Source organism: Salisediminibacterium beveridgei, assembly GCF_001721685.1.
GTDB lineage: Bacteria > Bacillota > Bacilli > Bacillales > Salisediminibacteriaceae > Salisediminibacterium > Salisediminibacterium beveridgei.
Genome location: NZ_CP012502.1, coordinates 2,218,381 through 2,244,350 on the forward strand (window position 1 = coordinate 2,218,381; position 25,970 = coordinate 2,244,350).

The window sequence follows — 25,970 nt, forward strand, 5'->3', positions numbered from 1 at the left end:
CTGCGGTAATATGTCAAGCCATAAATAGAACAATTTATGAGTAATCAGGGGCAAAACCCTGGAATAAGGCCGCAAGAAACTGGACCAGCAAATGAATGGTAATTACTGGCATTTAATAAGGTGTACGCTGACAAGTTTTTTGTCAGATCTCCACGCCCCTATCCGGCGTAAAGATTTGATGGTTGCGTAGTAGCGCATCCACCAGACGTACGAGTTTTCTTGCAGTTAAGACGAGGGCGCGTTTGTGCTGGTGTTTCGGGACTTCATGATATTTTTTCTTGTAGTAGTCATGGTATTCCGGGACTTGCCTTCGTACCGAGTTGGCGGCTTCAACCAGGTAATAGCGCAAGTACTGGTTTCCTTGACGTGACAGCGACGTATCTTCTGCGATGAAGCGTCCGGACTGGCGTTTCCGCCAGTATAATCCGGCGTATTTGGCAATCTTGCTCTCATCTTCGAAGCGGTCAACTTGACCGATTTCAGCCAGAATACCGGCGGCGAAGACAGGCCCGATGCCGGGGATCGTTTCAACCGTTTGTGTCAAACCGGTCATGATCCGGGTGATGGACTTATCAAGCTCCTTGATCTGCAGTTGATAGGATCGAATGAGCTCAATGGATGTCGCTAATAACACGTCCACAGAGTCTTCCACGACGCGATCCGGACGGTAGGATTCGCTGACAGCTTTCTTGATGGAACTGGCCACAACTTCGGCATCCGGGAATCGGTTCCTGCCCTTTTCCCTCAGGTAGGCCGCAAGGTCTTCCAATGGCAGCTCGGCAAGTTCTTCGAGACTGAATTTCTCAGAGAAGAGCTCCGTCATCGCGGCACCGAAAACCGAAGAATTGACCTCATCTTTGAAGGCACTGAACTTGTAGGTCAGATGTTGCAAAAAGTGCTGTTTTTCCCGGGTTAACCCTTTGATCAGGTGGTATCTGGCGCGCGTCAACTGCTGGAGAGCGACGTACTGGCTTTCCTTTACGATGGACATCTGATTTCGTCCAAACCGGACGTAATCCGCAATGACAAACGCATCGATGTCATCGGTCTTGTTCATGTCCGCGTAGCTTTTCTTGAAGTTGGCAACCTGACGCGGATTAATGACGAATACCTGCGTCTCGTAAGCCTTCAGTTCATCGTCATGATGCAAGTACATGGATGGATGGAAGCTGTATACCGAGGTGGCTTCCAAACCGATTTTCAGGGACGTGGCGTTCTCGCTCAGAGAGAGATGGATGAGCCGATCCTTGAGTTCAGCTGCCCCAGGATAATCATTACTCACTGTAAAACGGGCAACGATGGCCCCTTCCTGATTGATCACACACACATTCATGTCGAATGAGCTGACGTCTAATCCTGCACATAATCGCATGGGAGATAACCTCCTTTCAAATGAGAATCATCCGGCATTTCTTTTGGACGCCTCGAGATATCTCTAGTGTGAACGCCGATCATCAACCTCGTGTATCAGAGCTCATCCTTCGAGTAGGAAGTGCCGCACGTACACTGAGAAACAGTCTTTTCTCGCAGTCAAGCTGCAGGAGCGATAAGAATTGTCCCAAATGATCCTAAGATCATTATCTAGAAATATCTAGAGACAGCCAATAGAAATATCTCTAAATAATTTAAATAAGCTCTGATTATTTTGGGCTTAAATATACTATACGAGGAGCGTTGGTTATGAACCACAGAGTCATCCTGTTTTTTCTGCTTACTGCCATTTTACTGGCTGCCTGTCAGCCGGAATCATGGTTGAATAACAAGCAGCAGGGTTCATCAGCTTCACTTCCCGTTCGGGACACGATCGTCAAATCCCCTCTTCAAATCAGCTATTACGGTTTTAGTGATGATGAAGAGTTTCGCATTGCATTTCTTGCTGAAAATATGAACGAATCCCCAATTTCAGCGGATGATTACCAATATCAATGGCCCCGCTTTATTGAAGATGAGCATGAGAACCTTTATGAAGTCACTGACGTAGAGTTACGTCAAGGGACTCTCTTTGAACGTGCGTTATCAAACTATGAAATTGGGATGATCATGACACTGTCTCCTCCTCCTGGGAATGAGAATGGGAACTTTTTCAGTATCCCCTTTTATATGGTGCCAAATATCTATGAGGAGGGATATCGTTTCCCTATTAATACTTCGACAATAGACCATCATCAGCTTGGTGATATGGCAATCAGCAATCTTGAGCTTGACGGTCGTTTGCTCACATTTGATTTGATAGATGATCATCCGGACGCAGATGGCAGTGAAGAGTACCTCTTCACCGCCATCCAGGAAAATCAGGAAATATTCCCTATGTTTATTAACATGCGTCGAAGTAATCCCTACACACATATTGAAGTAGAGTTTGCAAGAGAATTAATCTTACCCACACGTTTATCAATTACGCGGACAACCAGCCCGCTTCCCGAGTGGCGATTTTCAATGATCATTGATACAGATCAAGGACGTATGGTCAATGAATCTGAGCAAAAGGAAGGAGAAGAGCAATGACACGCCCAATTGCAACGACCTTGAATGCCAAATACATTCATACCAATCTCGCTCTCCGCTTGCTGAAATCCTATTGTGAGCCGGAGCAGCGTGTGATGATTAAGGAATACACCATTAAAGATCCGGATATGAACATCGTATCTGACCTCTACAACGAACAGCCGGACGTTATTGGCTTCAGCTGTTATATCTGGAACATTGAAAAAACACTCGCTGTTGTCTCCATGTTGAAGAAAGTCCTTCCTGATACCGTATTGATCCTCGGCGGTCCTGAAGTATCTTTTGATGCCGATTATTGGATGAAAAAGCACCCGCAAGTGGATATGATCATCCGAGGAGAAGGCGAAATCCCGTTTAAAGAAGTGCTCCAAGAAATCGATCATGGGACCGCGGACTTCAGCAGAATTGGCGGCGTCAGTTATCGCATCAATAATCAAATCCGGCACAATCCCGAAACCGGAAATATGGACATCGCAACCATTCCCAGTCCTTACAGGTTTGAAGAAGATCTGCCTGACCTAAACAAGCGTATTGTCTATTTTGAAACAAGTCGGGGATGTCCATTTCGCTGCCAATTCTGTTTGTCATCGATCGAGCAAGGTGTCCGTTATTTTAACATCGATCAGGTAAAAGAAGATCTGCTGTATTTGATCGATCACGGTGCAAAACTGATCAAATTCATCGATCGAACCTTTAACATCAATAGAGAATATGCTCTGGAAATGTTTGCTTTTCTTATCGACAATCATCAAGGCTGCCAGTTTCAGTTTGAAATCACGGCGGACATCATGCGTCCTGAAGTGCTTTCGTATCTGAATGAGAATGCCCCACCAGGCATTTTCCGCTTCGAAATCGGTGTACAGTCAACCAATGATGCGACAAATCTTCAGGTCGACCGACGTCAAAACTTCAATAAACTCTCCCGGACAGTCCGGATGATCAAAGAAGGCGGACGAATTGATCAGCACCTGGATTTAATTGCCGGTTTACCTGAAGAAGATTACAGCTCTTTCAAGAAAACATTTAATGATGTATTCGAGCTTGAACCCGAAGAATTGCAGTTGGGTTTTTTGAAGATGCTGAGAGGGACTGCCATGCGCAGAAGGGCTGATGAATTCTCCTATACCTACATGGATCATGCCCCCTATGAAATCCTGAGTAACCAGGACCTGAGCTTTGATGACGTCATAAAGATCAAACAAGTGGAAGATATCCTTGAAAAGTATTGGAATAAAAAGCAACTCACTCATACCGTGAATTACCTCGTCAAACATGTTTTCCCGACACCATTTGATTTCTTTCAGAAATTCGGAGATCATTGGGAAGCGAAAGGCTACAGTAAAATTGGCCATCAGTTTGAAGATCTCTTTACCCGGCTCAGTTCATTTCTTCACGAAGAGAACCTTCCTGCCTATGAGAAAGAAATCGTTCACAGCCTGATGAAGATCGATTACCTGTTTCATTATAAGCAAAAGCCGCCAAAAGTCTGGTGGAACAATCATATAGCTGATCAAGATGCTGCTGCTTACTGTGAGCATCTGATCAATCACCTTCCGGATTCTGCACCGGAATTACCCAGGCAGCCCCGTCACCTCTTAAAGAACGGAATATTTATTCAGATCCCCTTTTCATGGGAGCACTATCGAATCAGTCAAACGTTTATCAATCAAAATCAATTGATCTATCTGTATTATGATAAACAAGGACCGAAACTCATTCCCAGTGGTGCGTATCAGTTCGCGAATCAAACAATAGACTAGTTTCTTCAGCTATCGGTCCAGGAGAGCCTCCCATGATCAGTGACTCCCCTTCCTGAGCGCAGATTTCCTTATAGAAAACTTAAACATTACGACGAAGCAAATGCAAAAGAAGCCCGGTGCTCATCCGGACTTCTTTTGCATTTACTCTTCTTTTTGAAAAGAGGTATCGACCCTTCTCAACATTTCCCGTCTTTGTTCATCCGATGCTTGCAAGACATCTCCAAAATGAAGAACTTGATTTAAAGTCATCCCGCAAAACTGGACAATTGACTGATCAATTGAATCAATCAGATCGTGATATAAACCATTTTCCCTCATTTCATTTTCCGGTGACCCGGATGTAAAAATGATTGATACATGCTTGTCTTTCAACGCTTTAGGTACCGGCTCCTCTCCTTCAAGTTCATAAGCAAATCCATAGCTCAACACGTGATCCATATATCCTTTTCCAAGTGCCGGAAAATGTCCCCACCAGAGAGGAAAAACGAGAATTATCTCTTCTGCCCGATCCCAATATGCATGCTCGGTTTTCATAAATGGTGTATAAATTCCTTTTACCGTGCGCTCATAATCTTCAATGGTCAATAATGGATCAAAGGCTAATGTCGAAACATCTCGGAGAGTTGCTGTGATCCCCTGTTTGGTAAAAGTGTCTCGTAATGTCTCACAGATAGCACCATTAAAACTATCTCTTGTCGGATGCATGGAAATAATCAATTTTTCATTCATTTTCTGCACCCCCGTTCAACGTAGTGAATAACTGACATAAGGATCTTTTTCCGGCTTCGCAAAATAATAGCCCTGGCAATAATCCACCAGCTTTTTAACAGCCATGTACTCTGCTTTGTTTTCAATTCCCTCAGCCAACAGGAATGTCCCTTGTTCTTTGGACACCCGGCTGATTTCTTCAATGGTTTCTAATTTATTCTCATCAAGATGACAATTCTGGATGATCTGCCGGTCAATTTTAGCATAGTCCGGTCTCAGTTCCTGCAGCACATCGTTTGTGGCAAAGCCCGATCCGATATCGTCAAGCGCCACTTTCACCCCTGATTTCTGATATTCATGGAAAATCGTCTTTAAGTGCGTCATATCATGGATTTGTTCAGTTTCAACCACTTCAAACACGAGTCGCTTCGGATTAACTTGATAAGTGTCCACAGCTTCAAATGTACTTTTCAAACAATGTGCAGGATCGTAAATAGACGAAGGAAGAAAATTAATAAACAGCATCTCTTCCTCCCCCAGTTTCTCAGAGCCTGTTCGAATGGCATTAATTCTGGCCTGACTGTCGAGCATGGAATGCATGCCTGAACGTCTTGAGAACGAAAATAACTCTCCTGGATAAAACGGGAAGTCTTCTCTTGAAGGTCTCAAAAGAAATTCATAGCCGTATACAGATTCTTCCTGCGTACAGAAAATCGGTTGCATATGTGACGTGAAGTGCTGTTCCTGAATAATCTTTACATAGGCCGGATTTAAAATCCGCTGCTCTATTTCTTCATATGAATAAAGTGGAAACATGACCATATCTGGAATATTCTTTTCGTTAATAATATTTCCACGCAACGAATGTCGCTCTTTTTGTGAAAGAGTATCTTGGAGTAGTTCCGTCAAGGATTGCAATTGTCTTATGTAATCATAAGGTATCAGGATATTAAGACGCCGCAATTGAAATTTTATGTTATGTCTGGTGAATGTCTCTTTAATAATCGTGAATAGTTTATTACTGTCCGCACTTATAATCATTGTGCCGCCTTGTTCCATTGGAATCGTATTCTGGCAATGAATACAACCGTCCATTTGATCACCAGCCTTATCTTTTTATGATTCTATTGTATCAGATTTAACACAAGAAATCCTATATCACATCCAGACATCAGATTTTATTCAGTTTCTTACCGCTTTATTTAGCTGGTTAATTCTGCTATGATAAAAGTCAGTATCGATATACACGATAAGGAGGAGTAAATGTATGCTTTTAACGAAAGAAGATGTGAAAGCAAGCTTGAAAGACTCTAACGGTTGGGAACTTACCGGTGAGGTATGGATCACAAAAGAATTCAACTTCAATACATTTCCCAAGGCTGTTCAATTCGTCAATCAAATTGCCGAAATTGCCGAGTCACGCCAGCATCATCCTCATATCACGCTCGATTACAGTAAGGTCAAAATTGCTCTTAGTACCCATGATGAAGGAGGATTAACTCAAAAAGATTTCGACTCCGCTCATGCGTATGATAAAACATCAGATAAAATGTGATTCTTGATCCCGCCTTTTGGCGGGATTTTTTCGATATTCACGAAGCTATCGTTCTTTTCTGTTAAGAAGCAGATTATGGTATACTATGATCGCTTGTAAACTTTCTTATGGAGGCTTTTTTATGCAATGGTTGTTTTTATTCACAGCAGCGGTCGTCAGTGCTGTTTCCGTGTATCATTTATTTACGCATAAGCACCGGGAAAATTCCACGGATGATTCGTTCTTCAGCCTGAACGATCCCAGAAAATTGACGGTCGCTTCAAAAACGTATAAATGGTCTGTCAGGGCCGCTTATCTGGCTCTGCCAGTGGGGCTGATATTAACCTTGGAAACTTTCAATAATTTCGCTTTGGCTTTTTTCCTGTTCTTACTCCAACTGTTTATCGGGACATTTATCCTCGTTACCCTGGACCGCGTTTTTGAATTATACGGTGGCGCGATTGTCTTTGCAGGATTTCATGCAAAATGGACCCGTGTAAGAGAGTTCCGCTGGGGAAAATCATTCGGCACACGCCGTCAGTTAATCATGGAGACGACCAAAGGCCAGAAAATAAAAACAAAGATCGCCCAGGAGGATCAGGAGAGAGTTGAGGACATTCTTTCTGATTTCGCACACTTTGAAAAAGATCCCGTTGAATGAAAAAAAGCATCCGCATGGATGCTTTTTTCGATCTGATTCATAATTGTCTTTCTCATTATTTGCCTGTATCTTTGAATTCTCGGATCCGTTTACCGATCTGATCACGAACTTGTTGAAATACAGCCCACTTTTCTTCCTCTGATCCTTCTGCTTTTGCAGGATCATCAAACCCCCAGTGAACTCGTTCCTTGTCTGGTGGTGTTGCCGGACAAACATCATTGGCATGGCCGCACAGGGTCACCACAAGATCAGCTTTTTTCAATAAATCCTGATCGATCATGTCAGAAGTTTGATCGTTAATATCAATCTTCACTTCATTCATGGCTTTTACTGCTTTTGGATTAACGCCATGTGCCTCAATACCAGCAGAATAAACATCCCATTCGTCACTGAGAATATGCTTCCCCCAGCCTTCCGCCATCTGACTTCGGCAGGAATTTCCTGTACATAAGAAATAAAGAATCGGTTTTGTCATCACTGTTCCTCCAATATAAGAATATGATCATATTCTAACATGAACTGAACAATGACAGTAGCCTGCAGACATTAAGATTTTGTAAATTCCCCTCGATTCCAGGCATCTGCAAAATACTTCAGCCGTTCCGGGATCAATTGTCCCGTGAGCTTCAAAAAGTGTGTTTCACATTTGCAATCTGAAGAGCCCAATCTTTTTTTTACGGTTACCCCGTTTAATTGATGCCTGACCTGATCCGCTAATGCACACTCCCCATCGTGCGTAACGCATTTTATTGAACCCCGCCACTTCAATGCCGGACGAACATAATCCAGATGCCACCGCTTTGTTTTTACGATACGCCTATGTCGTTTCAGCCTCGCACCGATAGCACGCCGGGCTGACCCGACATACACATAGTATCCCGCACTCAGGTATACGTTACCCAAAGCCCCTACTTTAACTCCAGTGCTCTGATTGGTGTAAAATAAAATCAGATAAATTGTGTACGTTTCTGTCATCGTTCCAAATCAAGCTTAACTGAGTCACGGATGACCTGAATCGCTCTTCGTATTCCTTCCACTTGATTGTCAAGATGCATTGAAGGAAGGTCCGGCCGTTTTGTCACCATGTCCGGTGTAGCGGGAACATGAATAAATCCAGCTGGTATATTACGTGACTCTGAATTGATTTTGTGCATTAATCTGTATAATACAGTATTACAAATAAACGTACCTGCACTGTTCGATACTGTTGAAGGAATTTCTCTGGCTTGAATTTCAGCCGTGATTGCCGCATTCGGCAAAGTAGAGAAATACGCATCCGGAGTTTCTTCAAGAATCTTTCTTTCGATAGGGCGATCACCATTGTTATCCGGCCCTTGACCTTCCGCCGACAGGTCCTCAAGGTTTATGCCAATCCTTTCAGGTTGTATCGATGAGCGACCGGCAGCTACGCCCAGGCAGAGGATCGCATCGGGATTAATGTCATCAATCAGGTCATTCAATGAATGAAAACATGACTGATAAACAACGGGTAAAATCACAGTGGTGAGCGTCACATCCTCAACCTGTTCCTGTTCCAGTGCATGAAGAATATCAATCGTAGGATTTTTACTCAGATCACCAAACGTCTCAAATCCGCTGACTATCAGATTCATATGTATCACATCTCCTTTAAATACAGTATATCAAACCCTTTTTCACCATACGAAAGAAATTGTGGATAAATGTTCGTTTTTTCGGCAATCACAGAGTGGCACTATATGCTATGCTGAGTATCAGTATGGATCTGAGGAGGGACATCATGAACCGGATACCAAATGGATTACGAGAAGGTTCATTCGCTGATATTGTCGGAGAAACTGCCTTTATGAAATTAATTGAAGAGGGAACGGTAATGCAGGCTGGCAAGAATGACATTCTTTTTCACGAAGGCAGTTCTGCAGAGCATATTTACATTCTCCTTGAAGGACAAGTCAGACTGTGTAAAACCTCTTCAGAGGGAAAACTGTTCTTTTTCCAGAAGAAAAATCAGTATGATTTAATTGGTGAACTAAGCCTTTTCAACGGTCTGAAGTACCATTTCACAGCAGAAGTGATCGAAAACAGCCAACTCATACGTTATAACCGTTTGGAACTTGAAATGATTATCTCCTCATCACAAGAATTATCAACAGGGTTCATGAAATGGCTTGGTGCTCAAAACCAGCTTATGATGGCCCAATTCAAAGACCTCGTCTTTTGCGGAAAACAAGGTGCAGTCTTTTCCATTCTGGTACGTTTAAGTAATGAATATGGCCAGCGAGTTGACAAAGGCATTCTGATTAACAAAAAAATCACAAACCAGGAATTGGCAAACTACGTCGGTGCAACGAGGGAAAGTATTAATCGGATTTTAAAACGATTGACCGATGAAGACATCCTTCAAGTAAATACGAAGTATATCACGATTCGTAATATGGACTATATACAGGAACACCTCCGCTGTCATCATTGTCCTTTTGAGAATTGCACAATTTAAAGACAACGTGACTTGTCACCTGGTCCTTTTATGACAAAGCCCTTTTCGTGATGTATAAAACACATCAAAAAGTACGAGAGTTCATATGAACTCTCGTACTTTTTTGACATTCTATACTCAATTCTTACAATATGTGAGTATTTTCACAAATGCATCCACACTTTCATCAATGAAACAATCCAATGAGCTTTCAGCGACCACTTTCCCCCCCAAGTGGTGGCTGAGAAAATAGCCCAGATTCATCCAAAGAAAATTCATCGCTTGAGTCTCTGCACAAATATCGGCATCCACCTTACCCATATCCTGCATCTTATTAAGATATTCGATCAGATACAACTTCAACTGTTTAGGGTTTTGAGAAATCGTCTCACCGATAAAAGGGTGTTGATGCCGTTCCTGAAATGCTATTAAAACCATTTGTGCATTTCTATTATTATAATCATGGTAGAGTTCACTGACTTTTTTCAAGTCTTTTCTCAAATCATATGTCACCTGTTCAAACAAGGTAGTTTTCATGTCGACTAAATATCCTTTATGTTCAACCGCGCGTTCGAGTAAGCCGCATTTGGTTCCAAAGTGTCGAAATAAAGTCATCTCTGAATAGCCTGCTTCCTGCGCAATCTCTTTGGTAGAAACACCGTTATATCCTTTTTGCTCAATCAAATCAATGGCAGTATTCATTATCATTTCTTCGGTTGTTGGCTTTCCCTTCGCAGTCAAAGTCATCTCTGTCACCCGCCTTCCTCTACTTCCATTATACGAAAGTATCAACATAATGCATGACGAATGCATGACAATTCAGACTCGATTTTATAGCGAATTTGTGACAATTTATAAATTTCTGCTATGAGATCGGATAATTGATGATAGATAACCGGAAAAGTGCACTGGAAATAGTCAAAATGCTAAATGGAGAACATTGTTCTACCACCTACTCTTTGTCTATTCCTTATTTTCCTTTTTCTGATAATGAAATATGAATGCTGACTTTTCCCAGTGATGAGTCCATTGGTAAAGTAATGAATTTTGAAGTTGAATGGAATTTACTCTCACCTTCGTTAATAATAGGCGGTGTGACATCCACGGTATAGTTCTCATTGTATAACTCCGTAGCCGTCGTACCAGCAACCCAATTCCCGAATTCCTGTACAGCACTCCAGCCTATATCATCCAAAGTCGACACTTGCATGCCACCCATCATCACGCCTACAATATTTTTTGCCGTGTCTTCACTGATGGAACAGATAATTTGACCAGCTAATTCACCTTTCACCCCAAGAACAACAGACACTTGGTCTGAAGGTACAGAGCCATGCCCTGCCTGTGGTTGACCTCGTTTAATGTCTGCTCCGAAATGGTTGGACATGATTGATTTCGTCGCACGGTATACCGCATTGATTTGATTGACATCCACTTCTCATCACTCCTGATTTATTTAGCTTTCGTTTCATACCACTGTTCCCGGGTCCGTTCCACCAATTGAGGTTCGAGGTGTCTGTCTTTATGTTCAATAACTTTTGAAAAATATTTTCGCGCTTTCTGCTTTTCGTCAATTCGCCTGAAGCATTCGCCCAAAATAAACAATAAGGAAATTTCAGACATTTGAGTATCCCTGAAATCGCCTTCCAGGAATGATTTTTCAAATTGGTCCGCAGCCTTCTTAAGAAAACGTATTTCCTCGGCTTCATTTGTCAAAAACCTTTGAATCCAGGCGATTCTGAGACAAAGACTCCCCATTAGCGCATGAGGTTGTCCCGTCACTTGGGCAGATAAAAGCGCCAGTTTAAAAACACCCAAACCCGCTTCATAATCCCGTTCGTCATCAAAGCGCCGGGAGTTCCACGACGAGGACACTGCCGCTTTGAAGCGGTCAATTACTTCCGGTTTTTTGATTGGAAGGAAGGATTCCGTATGGCTGTAGCCACATTCCGGGCAGACTGCAACCTCATAAAGCAAAGGATTCAACAGCGGATCTTTGTACACTTTATAATAATCATTTTCCACTCTTTCAACGCGAATGTAGCGTGATCGCATTTTTTTCGAAGTGAAAACATGAGTACACACATCGCATGAAACGGATTTGTCGTAAAATGGTGGAATTGCCTCAGCCATTCGAACACCTCCTTTTTTACTATGCTATTAGTATAAAAGATGCACGAACGGAACGGAAGAGAAACTTATAAAACGGATAAATATAATATTAAAGACACATGTCTAAAGACTCTCACTTGTAAATCCAGTGACCTTTTTTGCAAATTTTCCTGACAAAAGCCTTCGGTCTCCCTCGACTATAACCTGCAAGCCATGTTCATTTAATAAAGAACATTCGGCTTTTGCAAAGCGGCTGGCAAAAGCCTTAGCTGCACTGATACTTCAATCCTATAACAAACGTAAACATTTCTATGAAAAGCCAGAAAAAGGACAGCCGCAGTGGCTGTCCTTAATAGTTCTTTCTATTTATCTTGAGCCTTTATCATAGTTCGTATTCAATGCTGCAGGCGGAGTTGCTTTCCCTACCAGTCCAGCCAATGCAAGAATCGTCAATACATACGGCAAGATCAGCATAAATACCTGTGGTACATCCTGCAGTCCCGGTATTTGCTGGGCAGTAACACTCAGTGCCTGTGCAAAACCAAAGAATATCGCTGCCCCAAAGGCTCCGAATGGATGCCACTTACCAAAGATCAATACGGCAAGTGCCATAAACCCTTGACCGGTTATCGTTCCTCCGGCGAAGTTCCCTGCAGCTGTGATCGCGAATACCGCGCCACCCATACCACCGAAAACACCAGAAAGACCGACACCGATATATTTCATGCGATTGACATTAATACCCATCGTGTCTGCCGCCATCGGATGTTCACCGACCGAGCGTAGTCTGAGTCCGAACGGTGTTTTGAACACGACATACCAGACAACCAATACCAAGAGGAAGGCCACCCATGTTGTCAAATAAACTCGGGTGAAGAACATCTGGCCGATAATTGGAATATCGCTCAAGAGTGGCACATTTGTACGAAACAGTCGACTTGAAATTGTGTCTGTTTGTCCTCGTTCAAAAATTTCACGAACGAGGAATACGGTAAGTCCTGTTGCCAGAAAGTTCAAAGCGACACCACTGACAATTTGATCAGCTTTCAATGAAATTGATGCTACAGCGTGGAACATAGAGAATATTCCACCCAGTAATGCTGCGAATAAAATTCCGAGCCAAGGTGACCAGGCACCCATGCCCATGCCTTCGAACATTAAAGTTCCAACGATACCCGCAAAGGCACCCATGACCATTAAGCCTTCCAGACCGATATTAACAATACCGGCTCGTTCACTGAACAGACCACCCATTGCAGTTAACAGGAGAGGGGTTGCGGCAATCATCGCTGCAGGAACAATCAGATAAAGTACGGCTAAAAAGAGTTCCATTTATTTCCCCTCCTTCTTGTTCGGTTGCACTTTGCTGTAGATCCACCGGATCAAATAGCTTGATGCAACGAAGAAGATGATCATCGCAATGATGATTTCCACCACTTCCGGTGCGATACCTGCCTGGGCCTGCATGTTGCCGGCGCCCTCTTTCAGTCCCCCGAACAGGAAGGCTGAGAAAAAGATACCGAGAGCATTACTGTTACCCAGGAGCGCGACAGCGATACCGTCAAAACCGAGATTGGTGAAGGAAGAGAAAATTTCTACATACCGATAGGTTCCAAGCCCTACCATCGCACCACCAACACCGGCAAATGCTCCGGAAATGGCCATGGAGGAGACGATGTTTGCTTTAACATTCATCCCTGCATAAAGAGATGCATTCTTATTATAACCAACAGAGCGGTATTCAAATCCACGCTTTGTCTTCCAGAGAATAAACCACATCAGGAAACACGCTGCAATCGCGATAAAGAATCCCCAGTGCAGCCGGGAGAAATCAGTCAGTCCAGATAAAAAATCGGACGCAAGTGATGCTGATGGACTGACGAACTCTGTTCGCTGCCCGGATTCCAGGAAATTATTCCGGATAAAGTGGTTCACCACATGCATGGCAATATAGTTCATCATGATCGTAACAATAACTTCATGTACTTCTAAAGTCGCTTTCAGATAGCCAGGAACTGTTCCCCACAAGGCACCTGCAAGGGCACCTGCCAATATCGCAAGCGGCAAATGGATAATCATCGGCAGTTCAATAGCAAAGCCGACTACAACTGCTGCGAACCAACCAACCATCAACTGGCCTTCGACACCGATATTCAGCAGCCCGGCACGGAATGCAAAGGCAACCGCGAGACCTGAGAAAATCAGCGGTGTCATCCGTTGGAGTGTTTCACCGAAGTAATAAATATCGCCAAATATACCTGAAATAAGTGCAACGTAGGCATCGATCGGATTATTCCCACTGAAAAGCATAACAATCGCACCAGCAAGAAACCCGAAAAAGATTGCGATCAACGGGATCAGAATCCCGAATAATTTTCCGGTTAACAATCTCTTCATGTCGACGTCTCACCTGCTTCCCTTTTACCGCCTGCCATCAAGAGACCCAATTCATTTTCATTGGTTTCCTTCGCATCGACGATATCCACAATCTTACCTTCATAAATAACCGCGATGCGGTCACTGACATTCAACACTTCATCCATTTCAAGAGAAACGAGAAGGACACCCCGTCCTTTATCACGTTCTTCCACCAGCTTTTTATGGATAAACTCGATTGCTCCAACATCAAGCCCTCGGGTTGGCTGGGCTGCAATAATGAGTTTCGGAGAACGATCCACCTCACGGGCAATGATCGCTTTTTGCTGATTACCACCTGATAATGAGCGGGCCAATGTCATGGAACTTGGTGTCCTGACATCATACTCCTCCATCAGTTCTTCTGCTTTCTTATACATTTTTCCATAGTCAAGAATACCATTTCTCGTATATGGCTTTTGGTAATACGTTTGAAGCATCATGTTTTCCCCGATGGTGAATTCCAGTACAAGGCCGTGTTTGTGACGGTCAGACGGAATATGAGAAACGCCGGCTTCCGTAACCTTACGCGGCTTCTTCCCACTGATATCTTCACCCGACAGTGTCACCGTTCCGGATTTGGCTTCACGAAGCCCCGTCAATGCTTCTACGAGTTCTGTCTGTCCATTTCCGTCAACACCGGCAATACCGAGAATCTCACCGGAACGAACTTCCAGATCAAGCTGATCAACCATGTCGATCCCCCGGACGTCTTCAACCGTCAGCCCTTTAACAGACAAAATTGCTTCTCCCGGCTTTGGAGGACCCTTCTCAACTTCAAAACTGATTTCACGACCGACCATCATTTCAGCCAATGAGGTTTGATCGGATTCAGAAACATCCACAGTACCAATGCCCTTACCTCTGCGAATAACCGTACATCGATCGGCTACTTCCAAAATTTCTTTCAGCTTATGCGTGATCAGGATGATGGATTTCCCTTCATTGATCAGATTACGCATAATCTGAATCAGTTCTTTGATTTCCTGGGGAGTCAGTGCAGCCGTCGGTTCATCAAAAATCAGAATGTTTGCACCGCGGTATAGTGTTTTCAATATTTCCGCACGCTGCTGCATACCAACAGAAATATCTTCGATTTTAGAATTGGGATCTACCCTCAGTCCATATCGATCAGAAATCTCTGCAACATCCTGGGCAGCTTTACGGATATCAATACTCATTCCTTTTTTCGGCTCACTGCCGAGAATGATATTTTCAGTTACCGTAAATTTCTGAACCAGCATAAAGTGCTGGTGTACCATTCCAATTCCCAAACGATTCGCTACATTAGGATCCGTCACGTTCACTTTTTCACCGCGAACTTTAATTTCTCCTTTTTCAGGTTGATACAAGCCGAACAAGACGTTCATTAAAGTAGATTTCCCGGCCCCGTTTTCACCTAATAATGCATGAATTTCGCCTTGTTTGACCTGCAGCGTGATATTGTCATTGGCAACGATACCGGGAAACTCTTTACGTATGCCGTTCATCTCGATTACGTATTCCAATGGGTAACACTCCTATCGGACTCATTAACAAGGGCTAGTACAATGACTAGCCCCCCTTAATGACATTATAGTGACGGATTACCGTCTGTAAAACAATTCAATTAAAGTGAATCGTACCACTCATCGTACTCATCATCAGTTTGTGGGACTTCGATGTCACCGTTGATGATTTGATCGCGATAATCATTAGCTGCCTCGATTGCCTCGTCAGAGACATTATCGCGTGTTTCGGCAAAGCCGACACCTTCATCTTCAAGTGCGAATTCAAGAACTTCGCCGCCAGGGAAGTTGCCGTTCATTGTGTCTTCAGAAACCTGATACACAGACTGGTCAACACGTTTAACCATCGATGTCAAGATGACGTTCCCTTCGCTCCATTCGCCTTCAGTCAACGCCTGGTCCTGGTCGACACCAATTGCCCAAACTTCTTCGCCGCTCTCACGACGGTCGATCGCTTCAGTGAAGAGACCGTTACCTGTTCCACCTGCAGCGTGATAAATGATATCTGCGCCGCCAGCGTACATACCATCAGCAATCTGCTGACCGAGAGATGCATCGTTAAAGTCCTGTGCATATTGCGTTGCAATTTCAATGTCAGGATCTACAGAGTGAACACCGGCTTTAAAGCCGCTTTCGAACTTTTTGATCAGTTCACTTTCAACACCGCCGATAAAGCCAACTTCGTTGGTTTCAGTATGCATTGCTGCAATAACACCCACGAGGAATGAACCTTCATGCTCGGCAAATGTAATGTTTGCAACGTTGTCAATCATGTTACCGTCTTCGTCTGTAACAACTGTGTCAACAATGGCAAAGTTCTGATCAGGATTCTGACCTGCTACGTCGCGGATCTCATCTTCCATCAGGAAGCCGATACCGAAAGTAATATCCGTGCCATCACGTGCCAGACGGTTAAGGTTTGGTGCATAGTCGGATGAGTCACTTGATTGAAGATAATCCACTTCTGCTCCCGGATAATCTTCACCGAACATCGTCAAGCCTGCCCATGCTGATTCGTTGAATGAACGGTCATCAACACCGCCCACATCCGTAACCATCTTGGAAGAGAAACCTTCACCGTCTCCGGTTGCTTCGTTCCCTTCGTTGTTGTCATTGTTGTTGTCGGCGTTGTCAACATTGTTCTCAACGTTGTTGTTTCCTTCGTTGTTGTTCCCTTCGTTGACCGGTGTTGCATTGTCGTTGTTGTCATTACCGCAAGCCGCAAGCACTGTTGCTGCCAGTACGGATGACAAGAGCACTGAATAACGCTTCTTCATGTCTAATCCCCCTTGGATCTTTTTTTATGTGCCACTGAATTGTTTTGACAATTCAGGTGACTACAGCCTTATTATGCCACACAAAGCGACCAAAAAGCATCACTTTTTCTTCTTTTAAAACGATTTCAGTTGTCAAAAATTCACCGTTTACTTGTACGATGTCTGACAACTACCTTCGTTAAAAAAACCTTAAGCGCTTTCAAGGTAAGTACACTATATCATGATTTTTATAATTAATAAATACTTTTCACGAAAATTATTTGTGAATTTTCCTTACAAAATAATAGTGTACACCACAAACAGCCAATACGCCGGAAATCAGTTTACCTGCCATCATTGCCATGACCATATCCGGCTCCAGGGCCGCAGTGAATCCCAAATGACCACCAAGAACAAAGGCTCCGCTCACCGAAAAAGCAATGTTCATCAGTTTACCCTTTTCCTCCATCAAATAGAGATTTTTGTACATTGGTATACTGTGCGCAAGGGAGGACACAAAGCCTGTAACCGCAACCTGATCTCCTTTCTCTTTCGAAATCAATCGCGGAATCAGCTTGGTTTTGAGAAAATGAACCATCGGAAACGCTCCGCCCAGTGCAAGCACAATCAGACCAATGATTTCCATCGCCTCAGAAAATGGGAGGAATCCAGTCAAAATCCGGATACCCAAAAGCTCCTGAACCGCAACCAGAACAATCATTGTTAACGTAAAGGCCAAAATCAGTCTCCCCATCCAAAGAAATAAACGAATCATTACCTTGGGAATCAGGAATAAGCCTGCCCCTGTGATTAACACCATGACCAGTACAGGAATTAATTGAATCAATAAAAATACTGGAGAAAACCCTGCCAGTAATCCGGCAATGAAGGCTCCTGGAGGCACAGCAAGTAATCCGGCAAGAATTCCTTTTGCGAGAAACGGGAATTCTTTTTCCGGGATCAGTCCAAGTGCTACAGGCACCGTAAAGACAAATGTCGGACCCAGTAATGTGGACAGAATGATCCCGGAAAAGAGAGCCGCCTCCTCAGTCAAGGCCATCTCCATGGCGATCGCATAACCACCCATATCAATCGCCAAAAGCATGCCGCTGAGCATGGCCGGATCTGCACCAAACCAGGCAAATACAGGCCCCGCTATCGGCAAGACGACTTCTGCAATCACCGGAGAAGCCATAATCATCCCGATCATAACCAGCGCCAACGGCCCCATCGTCTGGAATCCCTCATCAAAGGCTTTACCGTAACCTTTATTGAGCTGAAAGATTTTATCAACCACACCGATAATAAGAAATAAAATCAAAAGCATGACAATGACTTGATTGACAAGCATAGTGAAGGACTCCTTCAGTCTGTGATAACCGGGATGGTTTGTTTAAACGAAACGCCTTCAGTTGAGACATTCATTGTACAAGCCAGCACATGCACACCGGATTTTTTTGCATTTTTTAATGCTTTACTGAATAATGGATCGACAACTTCTGCCATTTGGACATTCGACGCATCCGCACGCTGTACGACAAACAGAATAAACGTCTCTGTATCTTCACTACAGTTCAATTCCTGAAGTTCTTCCACATGACGCTTCCCTCTTGCAGTTACAGCTCCGGGAAAAAATGCCGTGCCATCTTCCACCCAAGTGATCCCCTTGACTTCAAGAATCGCCTGTTTAAGATTCATTTTCAATACGTGATCAAACCGGGACGGCCCGATTCTGACTTCACGGGCCTTGTGAGTATATGAAGCTAATTCGGGTATCAGTTTGTGATGAATAATCTGTTCAGCTAGCTGATTGGGCATTGTGGAAAAGATGGATACGAGCCCACTCCCGTCCTGATTTTCTATCAGCCGCGCAGTGTAGTTTGTCTTTCGATGCGGCGCATTGTGACAGGAGACATAGATTGTCTTGCCGGGAATCAAAAGCTCGGTCAATCTCGCTGAATCTGCCAAATGTACATCGACCCGCTCGCCTGTTTCACCTAACGCCACCTCCATCAGGAAACGATTTTTCCTGGCGATATATGCCGTTTCGATCAAAGGCTCTTCAAATAAAATCTCAGCCGGGTTCATACTTTAATACATCGTTTCCTGTTTTCTCATATAGGAAAGAACTTCCGGATCGATTTGCGCATCCTCAATCCAGCGTTCTTCGAAATTTTCCCTCATGAAATAAGTTTTCAGCGCTTCTTTGACCTCATCGGTATATGCCTTTTCATCCGGCACCTGAATACCTTGTTCGCGGATCAGACCAATCAGTTCCTTGAGCAGATCTCCTTCTACAGGGATAAGATCTTCCTCTTTCGGACGCGTAAAGTAGAGTTGATGTAAATCATACAAACGCCTCAGTTCCTTGATCGGCTCTTTATGGTCATCCACTCTCAGGTCATACACCCGATCATTATAGCCGCCATAACCACCCTTTTCCTTTACAACAAACAGCGCGGCCGATTGCTTTCCACGGGAGTCACCACCAGCTTCCTGCCCTTGATGCAAAGCCTCAAGCAGTCTTTCAGCAAGAGTTCCTTGTGCCGACTCAAATGTATGGACCAACTGGTGAACCGTGTCCTCACTGACGAGAATATTCCCCTGTGCAGTGCAGTGAGCACCCTGTCGATGACCTGCCCAATCATAGCAATCATTACCTGTGAATACAGCAGTCTCTCCATGACGATCCATCACTGCGAACTGGCGAAGTTCCATGTCAGGATCGTCTGCGATTAATTTTTCAACCACTTCTTCAGGTGACAGACCACGGTCCAGATACGTCAAACCATCGGGGCCAAAAGAGGTATTTGCAAATGACTGGGTTGCAATCGCACCGGTTTCCGCTTTTGCCCAAGGCACCACAGCACCTACCCCGAGGAATTTCGATTGCACAGCAATCCCCCATTCCCGGGTATCCGGATCAAATCCAATAAGCGAGAATGTGGCAACTTTCGGTTGCTGTTTCTTCATTTTATGTACACTTCCTCTCATTACTTTTGCATTTCTTAGTATTTATCATAATGCTTTGAAAATTCATTCGTCAATAACAACGATTGCGCAAAGTACACTCCAAAGCTATACTGAGGATAAGAAATTCAAGAGAAATGAGGGATTCATATGTCTTTTTGGACAACACTCTCCAAAGCGAAAAAGAATGAATACATGATTGTCAGCGGCATATTGATTACAGCTGTCATCATCGGGATCATCGTCGGTATGAATCCGGAATTCGTCGCCATCCGCAACTTCACTGCCGGCTACATGGCCGCTTCACTGATGTCGGCACTTGTCATGTTTGCGGTGTATCACTCGATTCTTTACTTCCGCGAAAAAAAACAAAACGCATAATCAACCAAAACAGCCTGCTGAGTGGGAAGCTCAGCAGGCTGTTTTGTATCACTTAACGGATTAACCGGAAATTATCAATCGGCCAGAATGTTAAATTGGCCTGTCCAACGATTTCTTCCTTTGAAACAAAGCCGATGTGCCGGCTATCAACACTATTTTGTCTATTATCACCGAGAACAAATACAAAGTCATCAGGCACTTCCGAAGCGAACATCATCTCTTCAAGCTCAAAATTCCCGGTGAATGGTCTTTCATCACTGGCTTTTTTGAAGTCTTCAAGAAACGGTTCTTCAATCGGTTCTTCATTAATAAAAAGCTGATCATCCATATATTCAATATGATCCCCTGGTAATCCAATCACCCGTTTAATGTAATCAGTGGAATCATCCACGTGGAAAATGATCAGATCAAAACGGCTTGGCTCAGCGACTTCATAACCGATCTTATTCACGATAATCCGTTCCCCGTCTTCTATAGTCGGCATCATCGATTGACCGTATACGATGTAATTGCTGAATAGCAACCCACGGGCCAATATAAAAAGGGCTCCGGCAATAACCATTACTTTGGCAAGTAAGAACAGGTTCTGCCTGTACTGATGATTTCGCTTTTTCTCTGAATACATAAACGATCCTCCATCTCAGGATTCATTAATCCTTTTGATAGCTTCCATATAACCGTTTACGAATCATTTAAAACAATTATTATTTGACAAATAAAATAGATATCCATATTTCTGTCACATTTATCGTGGCGTTAAGTAAAGATTTTCTTTTCATACATAGTCATTTACAATGAAGAGACGAGTCATGGATTGGAGGCATTTCTGTGCGATTGTTTACCGGATCCCTTTTCACATTGCTTCTATCAAGCGTATTTGTCTTACTCTTTATGCAAGTATCAAAAGAATTTGCTGCCGTTGAAGGAATCGAAGAGGCAATTGATGAACGCGTATCCTTGGACGACATGCAATTACATAACAACAGCTACATCCTCGACGCAAATCATGAGGTTGTCTCGGACATTTACTCCGGTGAAAACCGGATCATCCTCGAATACGATGATATCCCTGAAACACTGGTTGATTTATTGATTGCAACCGAGGACCGCACCTTTCGTGATCATCCTGGTTTTGATGCGACCGGGATTGCCAGAGCCCTGATGGTGAATTTGCAGAGTGACGGCATCGAACAGGGCGCAAGTACCATCACCCAGCAAGTCGCCAGAAATCTGTACTTAAGTCATGATCAGACTTATGACAGAAAACTGACTGAACTTCTGTACGCTTATGAAATGGAGCAAGCCTTCGATAAAGAAGAGATTCTCGAACTCTATTTTAACTCCATCTATTTTGCAAACGGCGTTTACGGAATTGAAGCTGCTGCACAATATTACTTCAATAAAAGCACAGCTGATTTGTCACTTGCAGAGGGTGCCTTTCTTCTGGCGATTCCGAACAATCCTGCTTACTATAACCCTCTAAACTCTAAGGAGCGGACCCTTCTCAGGCAAGAACGGTTCATCAATAATTTGTTCGATGAGGGCGGTATCGATGAAGAGACAGCCATTCAATCGAAAAATGAGACGATTGAATTAAAAACAACCCGTAAAGTAGATGACTATCCGGATTATGTGAGTTATGTCTACGATGAGTTCAAAGAACTGGTAGGTCAATCGGAAGGCTACAGCTCGAGGTTAAATAGTGCCAGCCCGGAAGAGCGCGACCGCATTCAGGAAATGCTCAATGACCGCGTAAACAATCTTTTAAGTGACGGAATCATAATTGAAACCGCCCTGCAACCCTCTGTGCAAGAGACGGTTGTCTCGACCATGAACCGGCAGTTGACACACAATACGTATCAGGGTGCTTTCGTGTTGATTGATCATCAATCCAATGAAATCAAAGCGATCACCGGTGGCCAGGATTACAATAAATTCGATTTTCACCGGGGGCATAAAGCCTTTCGACAGCCTGGTTCTGCTTTTAAACCATTGCTCGTTTACGGGCCTTTATTAGATGAAACGAGGTTACGTCCAAGCTCCGTGATCGACGCGGGTCCCTTTGAACGGGACGGCTATTCACCGGTCAATTTCGGAGGTGCGGTGTATGGGAAATCCAGTATTCTGAATGCACTCACTCATTCATATAATACCGCAGCCGTTCGTATGCTTGATATGATCGGTGTTGATAAGGGATTTCAATTCATTGAACAGCTTGGCTTTTCGAGGATTACGCCAGCTGATTACCGTCTTCCAGCTTCTCTCGGCGGATTAACCTATGGAACCAGTGTCCTTGAGATGACCAGAGCTTACACTGTTTTCCAACGAGATGGCGTATACCGCCCTGCCAGGGCGATTAAACGGGTTACCACGATCGATGGTGAGGTTCTCTATGAATGGGCCGATGAAGCTCATCAGGTATTCACACCCGATGGGACCCGTCATATGAAGTCAATGCTCGCCAATATCGTCAACGAGGGGACTGCGAGACCCTTGAATTTATCCGGTTACAGTTATGTCGGTGGAAAAACGGGAACCAGTAATGATTTCAATGACCTCTGGTTTATAGGTTCAGCAGATCATTACACTGCCGGAGTTTGGGTCGGGTACGATAACCCGAAGTCCCTTGAAAGTCAATCAAACGCACATCTTTCCATATGGGAAGCTGTGATGAATGCTTTAGCCCAAAACCAGTAAAGAGCACTGCCAAACTGGTTTGGCAGTGCTCTTTACGTCTTACGTATCATGATGTCTCAGACCGGCAGACTGGCTATTATACTGTTATAAAGTCGCAATATTGCAAAGGTCACCGCCAGAATGAACACACCCCAGAACAAGAGGTGAAACATCACAAGTCCGATCACAGCAGGTACTGAGAGCTGTTCACTCACTTTGTAAATAAAATAGACAAAGTACATGATGCAAGCCAGGAAAAAGACCGATACAAGCACTGAAAGCTGAATCTGCGCCAAAAGAGAAACGATGGAGGTCAACAGAAAAATCCATGAACCGCCTCTGACCCGATTCAAATCGGCGCCATCCTGATCTTTGGAAAAAAATAATAACGACAACTCGTTAATGGTATCTGCAATCAGTTTAAAAGCTGCAAAGAGCATAAAAAATAGAAGCCACATAATAAACAGCATCGTCAGCTGGATACCACTCTCCGAAAAAAATTCGACCATGCCGCTGTACAAACCCAGTTCATCCATATACTGAATGGCAAACCGGCTGGTAAACAGGGCGAATGATAAGCTGTACAGGATAATGGAGATCAGTGGAAAGTGACTGGTTAAATACGCATTTTTCATGAATAGGCCGTCCTCTGTCCTGACGTTAATTCTGATGCTACACGTTCGGCTACTGAACTGCAATCTTTGATTTTACTAGAGGTGGTGAACGGCCTCATAGGCGAAGATTTCGTTACTTTGAGTCGGTGAAGAATCAAGATTGTCCCGACGCTTTTTATGAGCAGATTTAAACGCATCACTGTTCACCCAATTTTCATAGTCCGCCCTCGACTCCCATTTTGTTAAGACCACCGGATATTTCTCGTCCTCTTCGGGCTGCAGGAACATAAAATCCAGGCAACCCGGAATTTCCTTCATCTTCTCTGAACTGTTGCTGAAACGTGCCGCGACATTCTCACGACCTTCAGGCGGAACATACAGCTGATTCATCACTACAAACATGTACACTCATCCTTCCTTTCGCCTCAACGGCGTTTTTATCATCACTGATTCTACTAAAATTGGCCTCTATCTGGCAAAAAAGAAGCTTATACACATTTCTTTTGTTTTGCTTACATGCATGATATAGTAAGGTCAGCATAGTGACAAGGGGGTCTAGTGATGGGACTGCTATTAATTCTTGGGGTATGTGCAGCATTCCTGGCAGCCATTTGGACTGCGGGGTACAATGACAAACCATACAAGAACTGAATCATGTAGATGAATTAAGAAGCCGCAGACTGATTGATCAGTCTGCGGCTTCTTTGATGGCAATAGGTGCGAATGCTTGCTGTCTTAAAGCTTCGTAGACCACAATAGCCGCTGTGTTGGAGAGATTCAATGAACGCACAAGATCTGTTTGGGGAATCCGGAAACACTGTTCCTTGAATTGATCTGTTAACTCACTGGGTAAACCGGTTGTCTCCTTACCGAACACAAAAAAATAATCCGCATCAGGATTGGAATAATCAAAATCGTAAACATTTTTTTCACCAATTGTCTCGATAAAATAAAATACTGCGTTCGGATACTTTTCTGGAATATCGGAAAAACGATCATGATGTTCGATCTGCACATTTGGCCAATAGTCGCAACCCGCGCGTTTCAGCATTCGATCATCCGTTGAAAAGCCCAAGGGATGTATCAGATGCAAATGGGAGTGCGTACCCGCACAGGTTCTGGCTATATTTCCGGTATTCGCCGGAATTTCAGGTTCATATAGTACGACATGTATACTCACGTGAAGCTCACTCCCGATTCAATGATTTCTTTAATAACTCAAGTTGTTGCTTGCGATGATGTCAAAGAAGCAGCAAATTGAAGTACCGTTTCAGCGGTAACATTTTTCCCTACGATTTGATAAATTGGAATATCAAAACTCGTAGCTGTCGTTAAATCATCCTGCTTTACAAAGGTGAGCTGCACCGTCAGTTCTTCACCGTCCACCAGACTGATCTCTCCAACAAAATCATCAAATTCAATGATTTCGTCATCCTGATCATCAGGTGCAATGGTGTGATCCAAACCGAGCACATACTCCCGGAGGTGTTGCAGATCCAGTCCTTGTATGTTTTTGTCCTGAACGATTTCCACCTGACCTTCTTCTTCTTCCGATTCAAAAATCATAATGAACAGATCATCTTCAAAGTGTGACTCCATCAGCACCCAATCATCAGGAACCGGATCTGCGACCAGCACGTCAAAAGGCAGTTCCCTTTGAGCCTGATTAAGTGTCGCCCCCGTTTGCGTACATGCAACCAGAAGAGAACCTGCGAGAAAAATCGTCACAAGCATGATACATAACTGAATTGTTGATTGTCTCATCTCATCACCGATCTTTCCTCATCAACTACTCATCATGTGATATTTATTCACAGTGAACCAAAATTTAGTATACCACATTTTCTCATATTTCAAATCTCATTTTGGTAAATTGTAATTATCGTCTAGTGAAACTCAAGGTCCCTTCAAGTTCGAGGAGGTGTTCTTTCTTATCGATTCCGCCACCATAACCGACTAGAGAACCATTCGACCCAATGACCCGATGACAAGGAATGACCAGCGGTAACGGGTTTTGATTATTTGCTCCACCGACAGCCCGGACTGCTTTTGGTGCACCAATGGCTTTTGCGATGTCTTTGTAAGATCTGGTCTCTCCAAATGGAATCGATGCCACCTCCGCCCAAACCATTTTTTGGAACGGCGTGCCGTACAAATCGGTTGCAAGATCAAATGTTGTCCGTTCCCCGTTGAAAAACTGCTGTATTTGCAGTTTTTCTTCAAGAAAATCATCATCTGAAAACAGCAGTTCTTCTCTGATTTGCCGCGCTCTCAACTTGCGTTTAACGTGACAAATCGTTTCTTTTGAACTCCCAAAAGCGATGAAACATAATCCATACTGACTCTTTACAAGCGTTAAATCGCCGATCGGACTTGGCATCACACTGTATTTCATTTCTATGCGATTTGACATTC

General features: G+C 43.7%; 29 protein-coding genes. 7 read left to right on the forward strand and 22 right to left on the reverse strand.

All coding sequences use genetic code 11. The features are described from left to right. Positions 1-142: 142 nt before the first annotated feature. Positions 143-1,372: an IS110 family RNA-guided transposase gene (locus tag BBEV_RS10415; RefSeq protein ID WP_069365411.1), complete on the reverse strand. Its 1,230-nt coding sequence runs from the start codon at positions 1,370-1,372 to the stop codon at positions 143-145. A 380-nt stretch (positions 1,373-1,752) separates the two neighbouring features. Here BBEV_RS10415 and BBEV_RS10420 point away from each other — a divergent pair, with 380 nt between their 5' ends. After that, a complete protein-coding gene (locus tag BBEV_RS10420; RefSeq protein ID WP_157100964.1) occupies positions 1,753-2,505 on the forward strand; it encodes a protein kinase family protein in 753 nt (250 codons plus the stop codon). Beyond that, positions 2,502-4,265, forward strand: a complete 1,764-nt coding sequence (locus tag BBEV_RS10425) for a B12-binding domain-containing radical SAM protein (protein WP_069365413.1) — start codon at positions 2,502-2,504, stop codon at positions 4,263-4,265. Before BBEV_RS10420 ends, BBEV_RS10425 begins: the two co-directional genes overlap by 4 nt. Before the next feature lie 141 nt (positions 4,266-4,406). Here the strand turns inward: BBEV_RS10425 and BBEV_RS10430 are convergent, their stop codons facing one another. Together BBEV_RS10430 and BBEV_RS10435 are read right to left on the reverse strand one after the other, a co-directional pair. After that, a complete protein-coding gene (locus tag BBEV_RS10430) occupies positions 4,407-4,994 on the reverse strand; it encodes an NAD(P)H-dependent oxidoreductase (protein ID WP_069365414.1) in 588 nt (195 codons plus the stop codon). Between the two features lie 15 nt (positions 4,995-5,009). Further along, positions 5,010-5,834, reverse strand: coding sequence for an EAL domain-containing protein (locus BBEV_RS10435; protein ID WP_198154984.1), 825 nt, complete (start codon positions 5,832-5,834; stop codon positions 5,010-5,012). A 406-nt stretch (positions 5,835-6,240) separates the two neighbouring features. Here BBEV_RS10435 and BBEV_RS10440 point away from each other — a divergent pair, with 406 nt between their 5' ends. Both BBEV_RS10440 and BBEV_RS10445 read left to right on the forward strand, forming a co-directional pair. Next, complete coding sequence (locus BBEV_RS10440; RefSeq protein ID WP_069365415.1) at positions 6,241-6,528, forward strand: 4a-hydroxytetrahydrobiopterin dehydratase; 288 nt, start codon at positions 6,241-6,243, stop codon at positions 6,526-6,528. 121 nt (positions 6,529-6,649) lie between these two features. Continuing rightward, complete coding sequence (locus BBEV_RS10445) at positions 6,650-7,168, forward strand: hypothetical protein (protein WP_069365416.1); 519 nt, start codon at positions 6,650-6,652, stop codon at positions 7,166-7,168. Positions 7,169-7,223: 55 nt separating this feature from the next. Here the strand turns inward: BBEV_RS10445 and arsC are convergent, their stop codons facing one another. From arsC to BBEV_RS10460, 3 genes are all read right to left on the reverse strand, one after another. Further along, positions 7,224-7,643 (reverse strand): arsenate reductase (thioredoxin), encoded by a 420-nt coding sequence (gene arsC / locus BBEV_RS10450; RefSeq protein WP_069365417.1) that lies wholly within the window; start codon positions 7,641-7,643, stop codon positions 7,224-7,226. Between the two features lie 71 nt (positions 7,644-7,714). Beyond that, positions 7,715-8,143 carry a GIY-YIG nuclease family protein gene (locus BBEV_RS10455; protein WP_069365418.1) on the reverse strand — a complete coding sequence of 143 codons (429 nt, stop codon included), beginning with the start codon at positions 8,141-8,143 and terminating at the stop codon, positions 7,715-7,717. Then, complete coding sequence (locus BBEV_RS10460) at positions 8,140-8,781, reverse strand: pyroglutamyl-peptidase I (RefSeq protein ID WP_069365419.1); 642 nt, start codon at positions 8,779-8,781, stop codon at positions 8,140-8,142. Before BBEV_RS10460 ends, BBEV_RS10455 begins: the two co-directional genes overlap by 4 nt. Positions 8,782-8,927: 146 nt before the next feature. Here BBEV_RS10460 and BBEV_RS10465 point away from each other — a divergent pair, with 146 nt between their 5' ends. Further along, positions 8,928-9,644 (forward strand): Crp/Fnr family transcriptional regulator, encoded by a 717-nt coding sequence (locus BBEV_RS10465; RefSeq protein ID WP_069365420.1) that lies wholly within the window; start codon positions 8,928-8,930, stop codon positions 9,642-9,644. Positions 9,645-9,761: 117 nt separating this feature from the next. On the opposite strand, the gene BBEV_RS10470 is transcribed toward BBEV_RS10465, so the two are convergent. The 10 genes from BBEV_RS10470 to BBEV_RS10515 form a co-directional block, all read right to left on the reverse strand. Next, on the reverse strand, positions 9,762-10,325 hold the full coding sequence (locus tag BBEV_RS10470; RefSeq protein WP_232318153.1) for a TetR/AcrR family transcriptional regulator: 564 nt from the start codon (positions 10,323-10,325) through the stop codon (positions 9,762-9,764). A 268-nt stretch (positions 10,326-10,593) separates the two neighbouring features. Further along, positions 10,594-11,058 carry a chemotaxis protein CheX gene (locus tag BBEV_RS10475; protein WP_069365421.1) on the reverse strand — a complete coding sequence of 155 codons (465 nt, stop codon included), beginning with the start codon at positions 11,056-11,058 and terminating at the stop codon, positions 10,594-10,596. A gap of 17 nt (positions 11,059-11,075) precedes the next feature. Continuing rightward, a complete protein-coding gene (locus BBEV_RS10480; RefSeq protein WP_069365422.1) occupies positions 11,076-11,756 on the reverse strand; it encodes a DUF2225 domain-containing protein in 681 nt (226 codons plus the stop codon). Between the two features lie 345 nt (positions 11,757-12,101). Beyond that, positions 12,102-13,067, reverse strand: coding sequence for an ABC transporter permease (locus tag BBEV_RS10485; protein ID WP_069365423.1), 966 nt, complete (start codon positions 13,065-13,067; stop codon positions 12,102-12,104). After that, a complete protein-coding gene (locus BBEV_RS10490; protein WP_069365424.1) occupies positions 13,068-14,132 on the reverse strand; it encodes an ABC transporter permease in 1,065 nt (354 codons plus the stop codon). It abuts the gene before it with no gap. After that, on the reverse strand, positions 14,129-15,658 hold the full coding sequence (locus tag BBEV_RS10495) for an ABC transporter ATP-binding protein (RefSeq protein WP_069365425.1): 1,530 nt from the start codon (positions 15,656-15,658) through the stop codon (positions 14,129-14,131). The genes BBEV_RS10490 and BBEV_RS10495 overlap by 4 nt, the downstream gene beginning before the upstream one ends. Before the next feature lie 101 nt (positions 15,659-15,759). Beyond that, a complete protein-coding gene (locus BBEV_RS10500; protein ID WP_069365426.1) occupies positions 15,760-16,935 on the reverse strand; it encodes a BMP family lipoprotein in 1,176 nt (391 codons plus the stop codon). Between the two features lie 256 nt (positions 16,936-17,191). Then, positions 17,192-18,265, reverse strand: coding sequence for an ethanolamine utilization protein EutH (gene eutH, locus BBEV_RS10505; RefSeq protein WP_069365427.1), 1,074 nt, complete (start codon positions 18,263-18,265; stop codon positions 17,192-17,194). A gap of 14 nt (positions 18,266-18,279) precedes the next feature. Beyond that, the gene (sfsA, locus tag BBEV_RS10510; RefSeq protein ID WP_069365428.1) at positions 18,280-19,002 is read right to left on the reverse strand and encodes a DNA/RNA nuclease SfsA; all 723 of its coding nucleotides are present in this window, start codon (positions 19,000-19,002) and stop codon (positions 18,280-18,282) included. Between the two features lie 3 nt (positions 19,003-19,005). Then, entirely contained in the window at positions 19,006-19,887 is an 882-nt protein-coding gene (locus BBEV_RS10515) for a DUF1028 domain-containing protein (RefSeq protein ID WP_069365429.1), read from the reverse strand. A 147-nt stretch (positions 19,888-20,034) separates the two neighbouring features. Here BBEV_RS10515 and BBEV_RS10520 point away from each other — a divergent pair, with 147 nt between their 5' ends. After that, positions 20,035-20,265 (forward strand): hypothetical protein, encoded by a 231-nt coding sequence (locus BBEV_RS10520; RefSeq protein ID WP_069365430.1) that lies wholly within the window; start codon positions 20,035-20,037, stop codon positions 20,263-20,265. Positions 20,266-20,317: 52 nt separating this feature from the next. On the opposite strand, the gene lepB is transcribed toward BBEV_RS10520, so the two are convergent. Continuing rightward, complete coding sequence (gene lepB / locus BBEV_RS10525; protein WP_069365431.1) at positions 20,318-20,890, reverse strand: signal peptidase I; 573 nt, start codon at positions 20,888-20,890, stop codon at positions 20,318-20,320. Positions 20,891-21,156: 266 nt separating this feature from the next. On the opposite strand from lepB, the gene BBEV_RS10530 reads away from it, so the two are divergent. Continuing rightward, positions 21,157-22,962, forward strand: coding sequence for a transglycosylase domain-containing protein (locus tag BBEV_RS10530; RefSeq protein ID WP_232318154.1), 1,806 nt, complete (start codon positions 21,157-21,159; stop codon positions 22,960-22,962). Between the two features lie 56 nt (positions 22,963-23,018). On the opposite strand, the gene BBEV_RS10535 is transcribed toward BBEV_RS10530, so the two are convergent. From BBEV_RS10535 to BBEV_RS10555, 5 genes are all read right to left on the reverse strand, one after another. After that, positions 23,019-23,576 carry a YufK family protein gene (locus BBEV_RS10535; protein ID WP_069365433.1) on the reverse strand — a complete coding sequence of 186 codons (558 nt, stop codon included), beginning with the start codon at positions 23,574-23,576 and terminating at the stop codon, positions 23,019-23,021. A gap of 75 nt (positions 23,577-23,651) precedes the next feature. Continuing rightward, positions 23,652-23,957: an antibiotic biosynthesis monooxygenase family protein gene (locus BBEV_RS10540; RefSeq protein ID WP_069365434.1), complete on the reverse strand. Its 306-nt coding sequence runs from the start codon at positions 23,955-23,957 to the stop codon at positions 23,652-23,654. Between the two features lie 286 nt (positions 23,958-24,243). Next, on the reverse strand, positions 24,244-24,735 hold the full coding sequence (gene trmL, locus BBEV_RS10545; protein WP_069365435.1) for a tRNA (uridine(34)/cytosine(34)/5-carboxymethylaminomethyluridine(34)-2'-O)-methyltransferase TrmL: 492 nt from the start codon (positions 24,733-24,735) through the stop codon (positions 24,244-24,246). 38 nt (positions 24,736-24,773) lie between these two features. Further along, on the reverse strand, positions 24,774-25,319 hold the full coding sequence (locus tag BBEV_RS10550; RefSeq protein ID WP_069365436.1) for a hypothetical protein: 546 nt from the start codon (positions 25,317-25,319) through the stop codon (positions 24,774-24,776). A 115-nt stretch (positions 25,320-25,434) separates the two neighbouring features. Continuing rightward, on the reverse strand, positions 25,435-25,968 hold the full coding sequence (locus BBEV_RS10555) for a methylated-DNA--[protein]-cysteine S-methyltransferase (RefSeq protein ID WP_069365437.1): 534 nt from the start codon (positions 25,966-25,968) through the stop codon (positions 25,435-25,437). Between the last annotated feature and the right edge of the window lie 2 nt (positions 25,969-25,970).